This is a genomic window from Flavobacterium sp. UMI-01, assembly GCF_019656315.1.
Taxonomy (GTDB): domain Bacteria; phylum Bacteroidota; class Bacteroidia; order Flavobacteriales; family Flavobacteriaceae; genus Flavobacterium.
Map to the genome: position 1 here is coordinate 559,597 of NZ_BPLU01000038.1, position 17,685 is coordinate 577,281.

Sequence of the window (17,685 nt, forward strand, 5' to 3'; positions counted from 1 at the left end):
ATTAAATGCTATAAATTATTGTTTTACGATTCGTTTTACAAACTCTCCAGTATCTGTTTTAACCTTAAACAAGTAGATTCCTGAAGACACATTTGACAAGTTAATTTGTGACTCTGAATCAGTTACTTCTTGTTGTAAAACCACTCTCCCGTTAAGGTCATAAACAGCAATAGCTGCTTTTTCAGATTGTTTGCTTTTTACAGTAATCAACTCTTTGGTTGGATTAGGGTAAAAATCCCAATTGCTTTCCAATTGAAAGTTTTTGGTACTCAACGTTGGGTCTTCGATGATATTAGCATCTAAAAAAGCAGACCAGCCTGTCGCTGCTACATATGCAGGTTTAGCACCTACAGGGACGTATAATTTAGCCAAAGTTCCGATACCAATTGGTGTTTTTGGAGTACCTCCTGTTACAAAAGCAGCTAGTGGAAGGACAGGAGTTGCGACATTTACTTTAAGAGTCGCTAATTTCCCAATAGAATACAATGCATTGGTTCCAATTGAGGTAAGTGCATTTCCTATATTTATTTCAGTTAAATTTGTATCATACACAAATGCATAGTCTGCGATTGTTTGAACTTTAGGAAGGTTTATGGTTGTAAGTCCTGTCATACGACCCAATCCATTTGATCCAATCGCTGTTACCTTATTCAAATCCAAAGAAGTTATGGCATTACAATCTCTAAAAGCATTTGCCCCAATTGTAGTTACTCCAGAGGTATTAATTGCAGTCAGTTTTGTGCAATTTTGAAATGCATTATCACCTATCGTTGTTAAAGCACTCGAAACCGACAAACTTTCCAAATTAGTACAGCCCCAAAATCCTGAACCTCCAATTGAAGTCACGTTTTCTAAATTTGGAATACTGGTCAAACCTGTACAACCGTAAAACGCACTACCATCAATCATCGTAATTGAAGCCGCTGGAATGGTCAAATTCACCAATTTAGGACAGTTTTTTACACATGCTAATATTAAGGAAGTAACTGTAGTAGGAAGCGACAGTGTTGTAAGTTCCGAACATCCTTGAAACATCGTATTAGACAATGAAGTTAATCCTGAATTCGTCAAATTAGCTGTGACTAAGGATAAACAATCTCTAAAAGCCGCAGTACCCACTGTTGTGAGTGCAGGATTAGAAAGCGTAAGCGATGTAATTTTTGACCCCTGAAAAGCTGATGCTCCAATCACTGCCAAACCACTTGGAATTGTTGAAGTAAGACCACTTGACTGAAATGCACTTCCTAATACCGTAGTAATATTGTCAAGATTAACCGTAGCTAATGCTGTACATCCTCTGAAAGCATCATAACCTATCGTTGTTACTGTACTTGGAAGAGTAATTGCAGTAATAGCCGTTTTTGCTTCAAAAGCTCCTTCAGGACCACCCGCTGAAGCAATATGAGTTCCAATAGAAGTTACTGAATAGACAGTAGGAATCGCATCTGATGCCGTTGCAGGAATACTTAAAGTGGTTGCAGCACTTGTAGTACCTGTCACTGTTACTTCATTTGGAGCTACTGAAGTTACTTTGTACGTAAAATCACCATCAGTAAAAGTGTCTCCTACTGCTTGCGCTTGGCAAACGGTTAAAGTAAATAGGGTAATCCCTAATACTAGTAAAGTTTTTTTCATAATTAAAGTTGTTAAAATTAGTTAATAATAGACTGCTATATTACTTACATCTAAGGATTTATTAGATAAATTATCACTCAAATCCTATAAAAAAAGTGCCATTTTCTTAACGAAAAGGCACTTTTTTAGCTTTTAACAACTCAGATTGTGTAGTTTTTATCTTTTTAAGATTTTTGCATCATATATCTTATCCTCTTTCTTAATTTTTATAAAATATACACCATTTGCAAACCGACTACTATCAATTACACATTCGTCTGAATCAATGTTTTTTTGCAGCACCAATTCCCCCAAAACCGTATAGATTTCCATCACTGCTCCAGCCTGTTCCAACACCACAAAACTATCGTTGACAGGATTAGGATAGAGTTTCACTTGTGATACATTTTTATCTTCTATACCCAATGTGCTTGTACCATATACCTCTACCTCAGCTAAGGTTAAACCATAATCTGAGGTTTTTGAAACTCGAACCACTTTACCCACTACATCTCCTGTACTTATCACAATAGACGGACTAGGTGGTGTTGTAATCAATCGCGAAAAAGTAACTTCTCCATTGGCATTGAGCACCTCAACCGTAAAATTATTCAGTCGATCTCCATAGTTGCTTCCTGTACGGTTGTACACCACAATATCCCAGATGGTTTTGTTGGCTCCTAAATCAACCTTCCACCATTTTAAAGTATTAGAACCATTCGTTCCATGTTCGGTATGCGTTACAGAATTCTTAGAAAAATCTCCATTTGTGTTTCCATCATTGGCTCTTTCGGCTACTCCTCCATAGGCAGTAGTTGATTGACTTGCTACACCTCCATTACTGGATAGTGCTAGATTATTTTCCGTTGAATAAGTAGTCGTTACATAACTCGTATCCATTAAATTCCCATCAACAGAATAACAATTTATAAAAGTAGTACCCAATTTTTTTGCTGTCACTAAACCTGAAGCACTAACGGTTGCAATGGAAGGATCGGCACTAACATAAATTACATTCGTATTGGTCGCATTGGCAGGATACACCTGAGTGGTGAGCTGTTGTGTAGCTCCTACATTCAATTGCATTTTATACGGAGCAATAGACACCCATTGTACAGGCACATTAGCAGTACCTTGCAAGTTCAAATCAAACCAGTTGATATTCCATCCACCTGCTTGTGCATACAAACGGATGGTTTGTAAACCTGCCGTTAACGATATTGACGTACTCAAGGTAGTCCACGTTTGTACCCCTCCTGTTGCATTAATTGTGGCTGTGGCCAAGGTATTCCCTTGGGACTGAATCAAAACAACCCCTCCACCAGACTGACTCGCCACACGGTAATTGAAGCTATAAACTCCCGTAGAAGGCACATTAATGGCGTATTCCATCCAGTCACCAGCCTCAATATTCTTGACATTTTGAACCCCATTTACATCAGCGGTCGTTTCCACTTGCACCCCATTCATAGCCGTATAATTTTCTGCTTCAAAATACAAGCTCGAAGCAGTACAACTAAGCGAAGAAATCGTATTATTACTCCCTGTATTAGTTACTGTTCCACACGATTTAATGGTATTGTTAGTACTCTTAACACCACTCAAAATGGGATTACTTGTATAGTTATTCAGTTTCACATTCGAAGATGAAAAACCAGTAGGATTGGTAGAACCAAATCGCAATCCTCGGCGATCCCCTGATAAAACAATATCCATTTGGTCATTAGCGTAGGATTGTGTATTTCTAAAGTTTAAGGTATGGCCTTCGCCACCAATGTACGCCAACATATTATTTCCATAAGCCCCTTCGTTGCTAAGAACGGTTAAATCCACCGTATTGTTTTTATCCGAATCATATTCATCTACATACAAAGGTCCGTATTTAGTATCCCCTCTTGAATTAACTACTGTAGCACCAGACCCCACACTGTACTGTGTTTCGCATTCGATAGTCGTACAATTGTTGACATATTTGGTATTATTAGCAAAACCAATAACCACACCCGAGCGCATTCTTTTTACGGTACAATCTATCACATTCATATTTGACGTACTGGTCGTAACCCCTGTTTGCCAATGAGGGCCATCATTATACGCACGAATACCATCTTCTTGCTTGCTAAACATCCAACCCGCAGGGACTGTATATCCATAAACCGTCATAAAGTTTACCAAATCAGCTGGTGAGCCTGTTCCTGCTTCCGCCAAAACATCATCAGTCGTTCGTAATTCTCCTTCTAAATAGCACCCTTCAACTGTGGTATTAATTCCACCTTGTACAAAAATTCCGTGACCGTAAGCGTGATGCATAATGGTACAGTTTTTAACATGATTGTTTTCGCCTCTTACCAATATCGCTGCATGTTTGTTATGTCCTATAACCGCTCCAGAGCCTTTACCAAACATATCACCGTACCCATAAGGATACGACCCTCTAACGGTCATGTGTATTCCTTCTAATCTGTTTCCAATACCATCCAATGCAATTCCTAAGGCTGTTTTATTGGGTTTGGTCCATCCAATATCTTCCATTGTAAGGTTTTTTATCACCACATTCGAACCAGTCACATGAATTTCATTCACGTGATTACTTCCAAATTTGGTAAAAACCTTCGTATCAATATTGATTTTGACTCCTGTAAAATCATAAGTACTATTAGAGCCTGAAAAATGGAGCAACATTGTATTATCCGTAAATAAAGGATGTACCGTTCCATACAAACCGTTATCAATATCCGCTTCTGTAATCGAATAAGTTCCTGGTGTCATCACAATATTTACTCCATTATCATCTAAATAAGGTAATAATTGAGCTAGTGAATTTACCGTTGTTTGTGCATAGCCTCCTAAAGGAATGCCGACACAGAAAAGCATTAAAAAAAAGAAATTCGCTATTTTTTTTATGGGTTTCATTTGACTTTTTGGTTATGATTTAAGATTAGTTGATTATTAATTTAGCAGTATGCGTATTGTTTACTGTTACAATATAAACTCCTGCTTTTAAGTTGTGTTGAATAGTATTGTCTTCAGAATCCTCACTATAATTTTTCTCAAAAACTAGCACTCCTAAAACCGAATATATTTTAATGTTTTGTATGGGAACATTGGAAGTTTTTACAGAAAAATTACTATCAGATGACGGGTTAGGATAGACATTTAATTGGTTTTTGACAAAATTGTGGTCGGTTGTACTCAATACATTTGCATACCCTTTCAAAGCATTAAGACTGGTAAATGTTTTGATATAATCCAATTTCATTACGGATATAGGATTCACCTCTTTAGTATCCACACAATTAAATCCGCTGAGACTCCATACTTGATTCGCAGGTATCAAGGTTGACAAATCCCAATAATAAACATCTGTTGTACCTGGTAAAAGTTTAGAGTAAGCCAATGTTTCAACTCCATTAACAGATGCGCCATCCTTAAACTGAGTCGCACTACCAGAGGTATTGTTCATGATAAGTACAAAATTAGCATAGGTATCCGGACGCTCTCCTTTCATTGCTAAAATGGGATAGTTCGCAGGGTTGAGTTTATGGTTGCTTGGATTGGTTTTTCGCCAATAAAAGCGAATATAATCCGCACCATTATTTTCAAATGTACAGACCAACTGTTTGTTGGCCTCATCAATAGTCATTACCCCAAAGGTTCCCGAAACATCAGGATTCCACCCATAAAAAGGGTCTGGATTTTGGGAATTGGCAGCAATTTCAAAAGGTTCATCTATTAAACCTTCTAGGTAGGTATTTTGACATACGGGAGTGCCCAAGGTAATTCCTGTCCCATTATTGGTAACCGTTCCATTACTATTAATCGTAGAGGAACTTGCTTTTGACAACACCTCTACAGGCATTTCGGTACAATTGTTTAAAATGATTCCTGAGGTGTTTTCAGAACCGAGAGGCGAAAAAGGATTAGTTCCTGTAGGTCTTGTACCTCCTACAATAATTTTATGTTGTTGGGCTCTGGTAGTATTCTGCCATTTTTTGAAAGTCACTTTATGATTGGTTCCCGAAATGGTGGCTAGTGCATGTAAAGTCGTGGTAGGAAGCGTTGGCATTAATTCTAACTCCACTTCTGTTCCTGTACCACTCAAATATAGCAAAGGACCATTCACGGCATCCCCACGACTGTTTTCGATAACCCCTTCATATATATTATAACCCGCTTCACACCCTGTGGCTTCACAATTTTGAACTAAAATTGGCCCACCCACTTCAAGAGCAAATCCCACACGGCAATTTCTAGCGGTACAATTAATAAGTGTTACTCCCGCAGTAGTATTTCCAGTCCCTTCTCCATAGGTGCGAAACCCACATTCGCTTAAGGATTTAGTATATCCTGGAGTAATTACTTTGTTTCCATCATAATTAGGATATACGGCTTCAAAATTTTTATTATAAGCCAATCCTGAAGTTTCAGCTAGCATACTATCGGTTGTTCGGGTAACTGCTTCGGCATAACAATTTTGAAAAAGCACATTCCGTCCGCCTTGTACAAAAAACAAGTGACCAAAGGATTGTGAGTAAATAGAACATCCTATAATAGAAACATTCAGACCACCTACTAATAAGCCACTATGTTTTCGCATAGGAACTAAACTCCCTCCGCCTTTACCTAGTAAATCACCATAGCCATAAGGCGAAGAACCGCTCATATTCAGTCGCACATTCTCGACAACAATATCATTTCCTGAGACTACCATGGACTGTCCTCCACTGGCTGTTGGGCTATTACCAATATCTGTAACCGTCAAGCCTTTAAAATTAATGTTGTTACCCGCTAAATGAAATTCGATAACATTTGAACCTAAATCATTTAATAAAGCGGTATCTACATTAATAGTAACCCCTGTTAAGTCAAAAATGTTATTGCTACCACTAAACAAAATCATTGCCCTTCTGCCATAAGAATCGGCAGGAGTGTTATTCGCAATTACCGTTGGTGTTAAGTAATCAATCATATTGTAAACCCCAGGAGTCATCTTGATGGTTTGGTTGGATTGTGAAGCAACAGTAGCTAGTTCAGCAATACTTGATACGGTAATTTGTCCCACGGCAGAAAAAGTGGCAGATAAGAACGCTAGTAAAAAAAATATACCTTTATATTCTTTTAAAAACTGCTTTTTTTTGTTCAATGAATTCATCTTAGCTAAAATATGTTTGTTTTAATTTTTTATTATTTTCATAGTATGAACAACCCCATTTTTATGAAGTTTGACAAAATAAACACCACTATCAAAGTGAGCTATATCAATAGTTTGATTCGAAAGTTCAACCTTAGTTTTCAAGATTAATTTTCCTAAAACATTACTAATCTCTAATTCACATCCCTCGGCATTGCTTAGGGTTAAGACATTGGTTACTGGGTTGGGATAAAGTTTGATTTGGTGCAACTCTTGTTTTGCATTTGATAATACCACTGCATTTATTCCGTAAACTTCAACTTCTGCCAACGCAAGTGCTGTAGAAGATGTCTTAGATATTCTTACTGTTTTACCTACTACATTTCCTGTAGTAACCGTAAAGGCATTACTAGGTGCTGTTGCATAAAACTGACTAAAAACTATATTGCCATTAGCATTTAAAACTTCAACCGTAAAATTGTTTAATCTATCAGAACAACAATCAGTTCGGTTGTAGATTTTTATAGTTTGAATTTTATAACTATTCCCTAAGTCCACTTTCCACCATGGCGTTGGATCAACAGTAGCATTTCCACCCGTATGACTTACAGAACCGTTTCCAAAAACACCATTGACATTTCCATCTATGGCATTGGGTGCAAAACCATCACTTGGTCTATTGGTGGATTGTGTTGCTGTTCCGTGGGCTACTGCTAGATTTATGGGCTCTGGCTCTACCTCAACTAATGCTACTGTGAAACTATTTAATTTGAAAGCATTATTGGCACCACTAAATACAACTCTTATGACTTGAACTCCCTTTGTAAGCGTTACCGCATTCCCTACTTTAAAAGTTTTCCAATCTGTTAAACCAGTGGAATTAGACGCACCAAAAGGAACTGCAACATCCGTTGTGACATCTACTCCCCCAATGTTAAATTTAATTTTACCATTCCCATTAGCAGCTGCATATCGAATAGTAATGTCGTAAGTTCCATTAGAAGGCACGTTTACGGTATAGGTAAGCCATTCGCCGCTTTCAATATTGGTTAAGTTATAGCCTCCTTCGGAACATACTTCAATATCAACATTTTCATCAGTTCTATATTGATTCCCTGTATTTGTTGTGGTATTATCTCCATAGGTTCTACCTTCTCCTTTTAACACAAAATAATCGTAGTTTTCAGCTTCAATAGTCGCTGGCAACACATTCATTTTGTATCTAGGTAGTCCATTTGCCTCAAAGCCACTTATAGGATCTCCGGGACTCACTCTACGAAACTTTAATCCACCATATCCTGGGTGATCTGTTACGGTTCCCTCACCTTCCACACCCGATTGTGTCGTTAAATAATTGAAACCTCTTTGTAACCATTTGTATTTTTCACTCGGCAAACCCAAACGGTCTCTATAATGCCCTAAATTCATTTCATAAACTGGTTGGAGGTTGTGCTTTCCGCGTTCTATAAACTCGGTGCCTACGCTACAAACGAGATAGGGATTAATTTTCAAGGCTTTCCATCTACCCGAACGATCTGTTCTTTCAATATATTCTCCTGAAGCCACGGAAGGCTCCCATGGGCTTGTTTGGTCTGGATAAGAGTTACTGAAACTTAGGTTGTATTTGTAATAAAACTCTAACCCTAAAAGCGGTCTATTGTCTAAATGACCGTATAAATCATCGCCTTGATTCCATGCCATTTCTGACATAACCGCTATTGTAGAAACCCCAGCCAAACCATGCGCTTGATCCCGAGATGATTCTTGACACTGACCATTTTCATAAATATAATTGCTTATAACTTCGTTATAACCATAATCTGAAATGGTGTTTGCAAATCCATTTTGGGTAAATTCATCAAAATACTCACAGGATGTTATTTGGTTATTGTTAATAGGAGGTCCCGACGGATAAGCCAAATCATCCGAACGATGCGCATTCCCTTTTAAATAACGCAAAGCCCTATCATACATAATTTCATTATCTAAAAAGATTGCCATAGCCATCATGGTTCTCATGCAGAACAAACCTTGATTCCCATGTCTGGCTGGATCGCCCTGATACACTCTCCAATAAAAGCCAATATCACCACTATTTATAGCAGCAGTAGGCACTGTGGTGCTCGAATAACCTGGATAAACCAGCATGTCTTTAAACTCCTGAATATCCGAGGCGGCCCAGCCATTATAAGTATGTTTGATAATTTCAGCTGCTTCAATAATTCGCCAAATGCGACCAGAACTCAGCGGCACTGTCATGGTATTTCTTTTAATACCTTTCCATCGATTAAAAATTTCTATGGCTTTTTCGGCATGTCTAGCATCACCCGTGATATACCACATCAAGGCATTGTAATAAGCCGCCGTACCGTCATTAATAAACCAAGCGTCGCTTGTACTGTTGTACTCTGTGGTAATAGCTGGATCTACATTTACGGGATAAGTGTACTTCGCTTTGCTGTTATTTTTAAGATTTTGAAATGTAGTTGCCCAAGGTTCAATACCAGCTTCAACCATATATTTCATTCTCTCCAAATCCGATAATTTATGGGATATCCCAGGATGCACTAATTGGGCATTAATCGAAAAAATCGTAATTAAGAAAAAGAACAAAAAAAGGTATGCTTTCTTTTTTACAATTGGATTTAGATAAGGATGCTTAGTAGTTTTGTTATTCATTTATAAATTTTGGTTTGGTTAGTAATATGCTAAATCTGATGAAGAAAAAAGAGCCTCATCCAATTTACAATACTACTACATTAACCAACAAAAAAGTATAAATTATAAGTCTTACATTATAAAATAGAATTCATTTTCGCAATAGATTTGATTTTTAGTTACGAAAAATATATTTCAAAAAAAAGTGTCCCAAAATTTTACTTCGGCAACACTTCTATCATTACATACTAATAACCAAACAACTAGCACCCCATTCGCACTTCAAGTTTTCCAATCCGAAATTCCTATTGGAGTGTTCAAAACATATTGATGCTATTTCTCAACTTGGAAGACTATTGCTATTTCTTGTGTAACAATGACTCTCCTTCTGATTTCGTAACCGAAGATTCCTAGCTTTCTTTGTTACTGTAAAATCCAAATTACGCCTTAGCCTCATTAACTTTATTTTTCTACTTTATCAACTTACTAGGAGAATAACCAAATTGATTTTTAAAACACCTACTAAAGTATAAGGGGTCATTGAATCCTACCATCAATGCAACCTCTGATACGTTGTAATTTTTAGTTTTTAATAAAATCGCTGATTTTTTTAAACGTATGGTTCTTATAAATTCATTGGTTGATAAATCAGTAAGTTGTTTGATTTTTCGGTATAATTTTGAGGAACTCATGGCCAGTTCGTTACAAATAAATGTCGAAGTCAAATCAGGATTACTGATGTTGTCTTCTATTAATTGTTTGATTTTTGAAATTAACTCAATATCGATTTGTGAGTGTGCTAAACTAGTAACATCACTTTCAATTTCACCCAAAAAGCGCTGTTTAAGATCGAGCTGAATTTTTATAATATTATCGATTCTGGTTTTCAGTAATGCGGGGTCAAAAGGTTTTACCAAGTATCCATCTACACCTATTTTATACCCTTTGATGCGGTTTTTATTTTCGGCTAAAGCGGTAAGCATCACCACGGCAGTATGACTGATATTTTCATCTGCTTTTAACTCTTCCACAAACTGGAATCCGTCCATCACGGGCATCATCACATCTACCACACACAAAACGGGTTTTACTTTTCGGCATACTTCTAAACCTTCTTTACCATTTTTAGCTTCATACACCTTGTAAAAAGTGGAGAGAAAATCTACCAAATACTTTCTAAGCTCTGTATTGTCATCAATAATGAGAATTTTCAGCTTTATATCAGTGCTTTTATTTTCGTTAGTTTCTATAATTTGCTTTAGCTCTTTTTGGTCAGTCATCAATATATTCGAGCTGTACTCGATAGGCTTAGGCGGTTCTACCTTCGTCGATTCATCAATTTCTTCTGGTTTAAAAATACGTTTAGACACAGGCAGTTCTACTGTAAAAATACTTCCTACATTAGGCTCACTTTCAACCCTAATTTCGCCTCTCAAAATTTCGACTAAAGCCTTTACAAAAGACAATCCAATTCCTGTTCCAGTTGTATTTTCCTTACTGTTATTGGCCTGATAAAAACGGGTAAATATTTTTTCTTGACTTTCAAATGGAATCCCAATACCATCATCACTAATTTCGACCACCAATGTCTTATCGTCCCCTTCCTTAAACCCAATATACAAATCGATAGTCCCGAAATTATTGGTAAACTTCATAGCATTCGAAAGGAGATTGAACAAAATTTTACTGTATTTATCCAAATCAATCCAGCACATCAAGGTTTCTTCCTCTACATTCAAATTGTAGTTAATGTTCTTGGATTGTGCCAATTCGATAAAAGAATTAAAAATCTCTTTTGTGGTCACTAAAACATCTGCTTTGGCAACTCTGAGTTTTAACTCCCCTGTCTCTGCTCTTCTAAAATCCAAAATCTGATTGACTAAACGCAACAATCGATTCGCATTTTGATAAATGAGAGTCACCCTGCTTTTCTCGAAGCTGCTGCTGTTTTCTTGGTCCAGCAATTGTTTTACGGGACCTAAAATTAAGGTCAAAGGTGTTCGGAGTTCGTGTGAGATATTGGTAAAAAATCGTAGTTTTTCATTATTCAACTTCTCATCGCGTTCTCTTCTGATTTTTTCGGTTAATAATTCCCGCTTCAAATGGATACGGTATTTAATCTGTTTGACAATAAAATATGTCAACAAACCTAATAAAATCAATATGATTGTCATTCCTGTATAGGTGAACCAAAACGTAGGTAATACTTTGATGCGATACGAAACCACTTCACTCCAAATACCATCGCTATTACTGGATTGAATCTTAAAAACATACTCTTTGGGAAACAAATTGGTATATTGAACCGTTCTCGAGTCGCTATCGGTTTCAATCCAATTGGTATCAAAACCTTCTAACATGTATTTGAATTTATTCAATCGCTCATTCGTGAAAGAGGGCGTCGAAAATTGTATGGAAAAATTACGGTTGTTGTAATTAAGAACGATGCTTTTATTTTTATTAATATCCTCTTCTAGAATTTTTTGACCGTTGACCGTTACACCTGGAAGAATTTCGATATCTTGAATTTTGAAAGCTGTAATCATCGGTTTAGGAGACCACTTGTTCTCATTTATTTTGTGAGGCGAAAAGAAAATCACCCCATTTTTTCCACCCAAATAAATTTTTGAATTATTGAAATTGTAAAAACCACTGGAACTAAAAACATCCAATTTATTCCCGCTATTTACATTGTAAATATTGGCTTTTTTCTGTTTTACTTTGTATTTAGCGATGCTGTTATTGTTCATATTCAACCACAAATCACCACGGGTATCCACTACAATATCAGTAATCCACTTGTTATTTATTTCTTTGGGTTGTGTTATTTTTTGAAAATTATCTTTGGCAGGAACATACATCGCTAAGCCCATACGAGTCGCAGCCCACACCCTTCCAGCAGCATCAACCACAACATCACTTACATTGACATGAGGCAACCCATAATCGGAATTAGAACTTTGACCATAGGACTTGGTTTTTCTTGAGTTCACATTGTATTTTACCAATCCTTGATCAGCGGCAAACCATACATTGCCTGCTTTGTCTTTGGTTACTTTATTAATCAAATACCCCGGAAGAATTTTGCCTACAGTAGTCGTTGGTACACCCGTTCTTTTATCCAACAGTACAGCGCCTTGTCCATAAGACCCTACTAATAACCGGTGTGCATCATAATTTACAAAGGCAAAAACAGGAATGTTTTTGAAGCCTACATCGATAACTTTTGATGCATTACGAATATAATCATAAACCAATATTTTCCCGTTCCATAAACCGCAATAGAAAGTTTTGCCATCTTCTGTATAAATACTCACTAGGTCATTGTTGTTTTTGTGCAACGGAGCAAACCCATTATTTTTGGATATAAAAAGTCCGTCGTGTCTTGTCACAACAATAATTTTTTGATCGTATGTTTTTGCAAAACCTCTTATTCGGGGTGCTTTATTATCAATGTATCGAGAAATATCCTTATTAATCTTAAACTGATTTTTGAACGAATCATATTTATCCAATCCGTCCTCAGTACCTATCCACAATACGCCAGAAGTATCAAAAAAAAGGGTCGAAATCAAATTATCTACCAGCGAGGTATTGTCAGACAACACCGAATAATGCCACTGAAATTCCCCTTTTTGAATATCTTCTAATTGATTACACACCAATAAACCGCCTATGGTACCTACCCAATATTTACCATCGGGAGCACGAGCAATCGACTGAAAATAAGGCCCTAGATTATCTCTTACTACAGCATCTTTGATATAGAGGTTGACAAAGGAATTTGTCCCATTATCTAACTTATACAGCCCCTCGCGAGTCCCTACAAAAATATCCGATTTAAAATCTTCGTATATAAAATTAAGATAGGGATTGGTCGCTTTAGAATGTGGTATCGTAAGGGTATAAGTCAAAATATCAGAGATGCCTCCTTTTAAATCCAAAATGATTTTGGCCACTCCCCCTGAAGCATAAGACCCTATCCAAATATCGCCTTTGGAATCTTCGAAAATTTCTTTGACGTAATTGAATCCTTTGATATTGATTTTGGCAAACCTGTTTTCATTAGGATAAAAAAAGTACAAACCGGCATTTTTAGTCCCTACCCAAACCCGTTTGAATTTATCAATATAAACCGAACGAATTTCTTGATCAGGCAAACTATTCGGATTGCCTTTTTCGTTCAAATAGGTTTTAAATTGTTGCGTATCGAGATTGAAAACCGTGAGTCCTTTTCGGGTTCCTATCCAAAGATTATTGGAATTTTTGTCAAACTTTAATGCGGTAATATCATCGTTGAACATTCCGTTTTTATCAATAGATGCGCTCAAATAACTTTTGAACTGATACCCGTCAAAACGATTTAATCCCGAAAAAGTTCCCAACCACAAAAAACCATTGTTATCTTGTACAATGTGCCTTACTGAATTATGAGAAAGTCCATCCTCGTCATTATAATGTTCAAACTTTATGTTTTGACAATGTAAAACAACTAAGGAATGCAGAACAATAAAGAGTGTAACAAACTTTTTCATAAATTTTACATCAGGTCTAGCTTAGCTAAAGATAGCAATTGCTAACCATAAAAGGATATTAGTTAATCAAAAATTACTTCTAAGGACATTGTTTTTTTCAAAATAAAGTAGCTTTATCCCTAAGACGGGCTTATGGATTTATAATCCCATTGTTTTCTTTTTTCATTTGTTCAATTACATTGGAATTTTCTCTAGCCAACTTGTTCTTGGTAGGCAGTTTGTAATTCAAACTGAAACCAAATTTTCGGGTATCCATTTTACTGTTGATAAGCAAAGGCGTATCGTACGACGTAAAGGCATTGGTATTCGTATTCAAAATATCATCCGCATAAATAGAAACCGTAAGTTGATCGTTTAAAAATTTCTTTGAAAAATTCAAATCCAAGGCATTTCTAAAGGGTTTTTCAAGAACAAAATAGAAATAATTTCCGTTAGGAAAAATATAGTTGTAATTCACGATGCATTTTATCTTGTTAGGCAACACTACTTGTGACATAAAGTTCATTAACCAAAAACCATTGGTAGGTACATTTGGAATTTGATGGTATTGGTATCCTGAGTACACATATAAAAAATTCATAGTATCTGGATTGACATTCATTTTGATGGTTTCGGCGATTCCTTTGGTAAACAACATATAAGGGATAGGCATTCCAAAACTCAAATTATGAATTTTTATCTCCGAAATATTTTCATTGGTATTACTCACCCTATCACTGTTTAAGGTAACTCTATTGACTACCTGATTTCTTGCCGAACTCAAATTATAACTCAAAAAGGCATAATCAAAAGCGCTAAACTTGATTTCATAATTGTTAAATAAAGTAGGTTGCAAATTAGGATTTCCCGAATAATCAATATTAGGATTCTGATAATTGGTATTGTTTGGATTTAATACCGAAGTACTTGGCAAAGTGATTTTTTTGTTGTAATTCAGATTCAGAAATATCCTTTCATTGAAGTTATACTGTGCACTTGCGTTAGGAAAAAGTCGGAACTGTTTAAACGGAATCAATTCAGCTGTAGCAGTTTTTCCTTCAATATCATAATTTTCGGCACGCCCACCCACAATAAAATTAAATTTATCAAATTCTGTTTGCAATTCTACATAAGATGCAGCCGTATTGCGGTGGTAGTCTAAATTTTTGGTTCCTTTATTTGTCGCTTCAAATTGTAATCCTTCGTACAAACCGCCCACACTCAACTTTCCGTTATCAGAAAAATCGATGGGTTGCGAATAATCAACTTTGAAATTAAACAAATCTTGATTTGACGTATTTAACAAGGTCGCTTCATTCTCACCCATAGGACGCAGTTCAAAATGGTTAGCATTATTGTTGTAATTGAACTTAAATTCTAATTTCTTGGTCGTGCTGTCAAATTTTTTCTGATACGTCGCTACCACATCCTGACGCAAATCTTTGCTTTTAGTCACATCATTGGAACTAAACCCTATTCCGTTACCAAGGGTATAACTGCCGTTTCTATTTTGGATAAAGTCATAATTCAACAACAATCTGTCTCTCCCAATATCAAAAGTCAAGGCCGATTTTATGAAATTATTTCGCCCGATTCTATCTGCATCAGTATCAGACAACAAAACCATCGAATTGTTTTCCTTTTTTTCTAACGAAGTCCAAAGCGCATTTTCTCTATAATTTTGACCAATGTTTAATTGCCAGCCGAAATACTTGTTTTTAGCATTCAGCAAAATACTGTTGTTCACCCGCCAGCGCATGACATCATAATTTGTAAAACTCGTGCTGTTGCTATAGGAGGCACTTATGTATTTTTTAGCGTTTCTATTTGTAATAATATTAAGAATTGCACCCCCAGAAGTAGCTGGAAATTCGGCTCCAGGTTGGGTGATGATTTCGATTCTTTCAATGGAGTTTGCAGGCATTCCCTCCAAAAACGCATTCAATTCAGTCGTTGAAATGTTAAGTGGCCTTCCGTCCAAAAACACATCAAGTTGTTTTCCTTGGTACATCATTCCCGCAATATCCGATGCTATTAAACCAGGTAATTTTTTTATCCCTTCTAATACGGAACCCGCATTCAAATGAGGCTGATCGGCAATGCTAAAGATGGTTCTGTCGGGTTTTTGTTCAATTGCTTTTTTGGTTTTCACAATTGCAACTTCATTTAATTCCGTTGTTTTTTCAATAGCTTGTTCGGTTGTATTTTGTGCCGAAAGTATCCCAAAAATACCAAGGGTCATAAAAATAATCAGGTGTTTTGTTTTCATGTAATGTTGCGAAAAATCTTTTTTTAGGAGAATAATGTTAAGAGTGACTATTTGTTTTTTTTATATAAAGAACCTCTATTTTAAATACCATATAAAATAGAGGCTATTAGAGATTCAAATGTTTTTTCTATACGTTTGAGGATAAGATTACGATTCTTTTAAACTATTTAACAAATTCTACATTGGTAAACTTCACCACAATGGCATTGGGCCAAATTTTGTCATTGTACAATCGTTGGGCTCTGGTTACGGAGAACTCCACTTTGTGAGGAAGTTGTTCAAACTTAGAAATAGGATGATTATCCGGAGAGTATTCTACAACCAAATCATTTTGTCCCAAAACTGAAATTTGGGTATCTTTTGTTGTTTTTATAATACTCGTTGAATAATTTCTACGGCGTCCTTTGAACCATTCTGGCTCATTGGTAAGAAAAATATACGCGGTTTTTCCGTCATTCCCTTTAGTGAACCACATATTTCCGTCCTTTATCAATCCTGGTAATGATCTTACATTTTTCACCCCCTCGTTATTGACAAACATCCAAAGTGCCATTTCGCGCAAGCGTTCTTCTTGTTCAATGGGGATTTCACCATTGGGTTTTGGTCCTATGTTAAGTAAAAAGTTACCCCCTTTGGCTCTGATTTCGATTAATTTATTGATTACTTCTTTACCGCTTTTATACACCTCATTGGTTGGTTTGTACGCCCATTGCGTCCCCATAGTCATACAGGTTTCCCAAGGTCCTGGCATCGCAGTATCAGGAATTTTTTGTTCAGGAGTTTTTATCTCGCCACGAGTGACCATGATGTTAGGATCTTTAGTGTGAACATATTGGGCAATATCCCCAATTTTAAAGGAATCAAAAAACATCACATCAATTGGACTGTATTTGGCAATCAATTCATCAATTTGTCGTTTGTCATAAGCTAACAACTCAGGGTTGTCCGTCACCTGACTTTCTTTCGTATTACGCGAAATCAAATTGCCTTGTTTGTGCAAAATGCTAAAATCTTCTGGCGAAAAATAAATCCCTACTTTCAGTCCTTGTTTGCGTAGGGCTTTTACCAGTTCCCCTACGATATCCTTCTTATAAGGTGTGTTCATAATATTGAAAGGAGTCGTCTTGGTATCCCACATACAAAAACCATTGTGGTGTTTGGCAGTAAAAACCACGTACTCGGCACCGGCAACTTTAAACAATCTTGCCCATTCGTCTGGATCAAATTTATCAGGGTAAAAAGTTTTAGGAAGTTCATTCATGTATCTTTTTACATAATCTTCAGAAGCTCCCACCATCGAATGGCTAATCACACTGCCCAATTGAGAGTCTAAACTCCAATGCACAAAAATACCAAATCCCATATCCATAAAATTTTCCACCTTTTCGGGTTTGTTTTTTAGTTGGGCCAATGCGGTAAAACTCATTGTCAATAAGGATACAATGATAAGGGTTAACTTTGGTTTCATAAAGGATGCTTTTCTGTTTTGTTTATTTGTT

At 36.4% G+C, this 17,685-nt stretch carries 7 protein-coding genes; all 7 read right to left on the reverse strand.

The window, feature by feature from the left end; genetic code table 11:
* Positions 1-15: 15 nt before the first annotated feature.
* Positions 16-1,635, reverse strand: a complete 1,620-nt coding sequence (locus K5R64_RS12615; protein WP_220763905.1) for a leucine-rich repeat domain-containing protein — start codon at positions 1,633-1,635, stop codon at positions 16-18.
* Positions 1,636-1,791: 156 nt separating this feature from the next.
* A complete protein-coding gene (locus K5R64_RS12620) occupies positions 1,792-4,527 on the reverse strand; it encodes a carbohydrate-binding protein (protein WP_220763906.1) in 2,736 nt (911 codons plus the stop codon).
* Between the two features lie 25 nt (positions 4,528-4,552).
* Positions 4,553-6,766 (reverse strand): T9SS type A sorting domain-containing protein, encoded by a 2,214-nt coding sequence (locus K5R64_RS12625; protein ID WP_220763908.1) that lies wholly within the window; start codon positions 6,764-6,766, stop codon positions 4,553-4,555.
* 21 nt (positions 6,767-6,787) lie between these two features.
* Positions 6,788-9,424 (reverse strand): carbohydrate-binding protein, encoded by a 2,637-nt coding sequence (locus tag K5R64_RS12630; RefSeq protein ID WP_220763910.1) that lies wholly within the window; start codon positions 9,422-9,424, stop codon positions 6,788-6,790.
* Between the two features lie 449 nt (positions 9,425-9,873).
* Entirely contained in the window at positions 9,874-13,938 is a 4,065-nt protein-coding gene (locus K5R64_RS12635; RefSeq protein WP_220763911.1) for a two-component regulator propeller domain-containing protein, read from the reverse strand.
* Between the two features lie 130 nt (positions 13,939-14,068).
* A complete protein-coding gene (locus K5R64_RS12640) occupies positions 14,069-16,186 on the reverse strand; it encodes an outer membrane beta-barrel protein (protein ID WP_220763912.1) in 2,118 nt (705 codons plus the stop codon).
* A gap of 163 nt (positions 16,187-16,349) precedes the next feature.
* A complete protein-coding gene (locus K5R64_RS12645) occupies positions 16,350-17,654 on the reverse strand; it encodes an alpha-L-fucosidase (protein ID WP_220763913.1) in 1,305 nt (434 codons plus the stop codon).
* Between the last annotated feature and the right edge of the window lie 31 nt (positions 17,655-17,685).

Excerpts from the sequence above, each read along its gene's own strand:
- K5R64_RS12640 (WP_220763912.1), bottom strand. The coding sequence starts at position 16,186 with ATGAAAACAAAACACCTGATTATTTTTATGACCCTTGGTATTTTTGGG.
- K5R64_RS12635 (WP_220763911.1), bottom strand. The coding sequence starts at position 13,938 with ATGAAAAAGTTTGTTACACTCTTTATTGTTCTGCATTCCTTAGTTGTT.
- K5R64_RS12630 (WP_220763910.1), bottom strand. The coding sequence starts at position 9,424 with ATGAATAACAAAACTACTAAGCATCCTTATCTAAATCCAATTGTAAAA.
- K5R64_RS12625 (WP_220763908.1), bottom strand. The coding sequence starts at position 6,766 with ATGAATTCATTGAACAAAAAAAAGCAGTTTTTAAAAGAATATAAAGGT.
- K5R64_RS12645 (WP_220763913.1), bottom strand. The coding sequence starts at position 17,654 with ATGAAACCAAAGTTAACCCTTATCATTGTATCCTTATTGACAATGAGT.
- K5R64_RS12620 (WP_220763906.1), bottom strand. The coding sequence starts at position 4,527 with ATGAAACCCATAAAAAAAATAGCGAATTTCTTTTTTTTAATGCTTTTC.
- K5R64_RS12615 (WP_220763905.1), bottom strand. The coding sequence starts at position 1,635 with ATGAAAAAAACTTTACTAGTATTAGGGATTACCCTATTTACTTTAACC.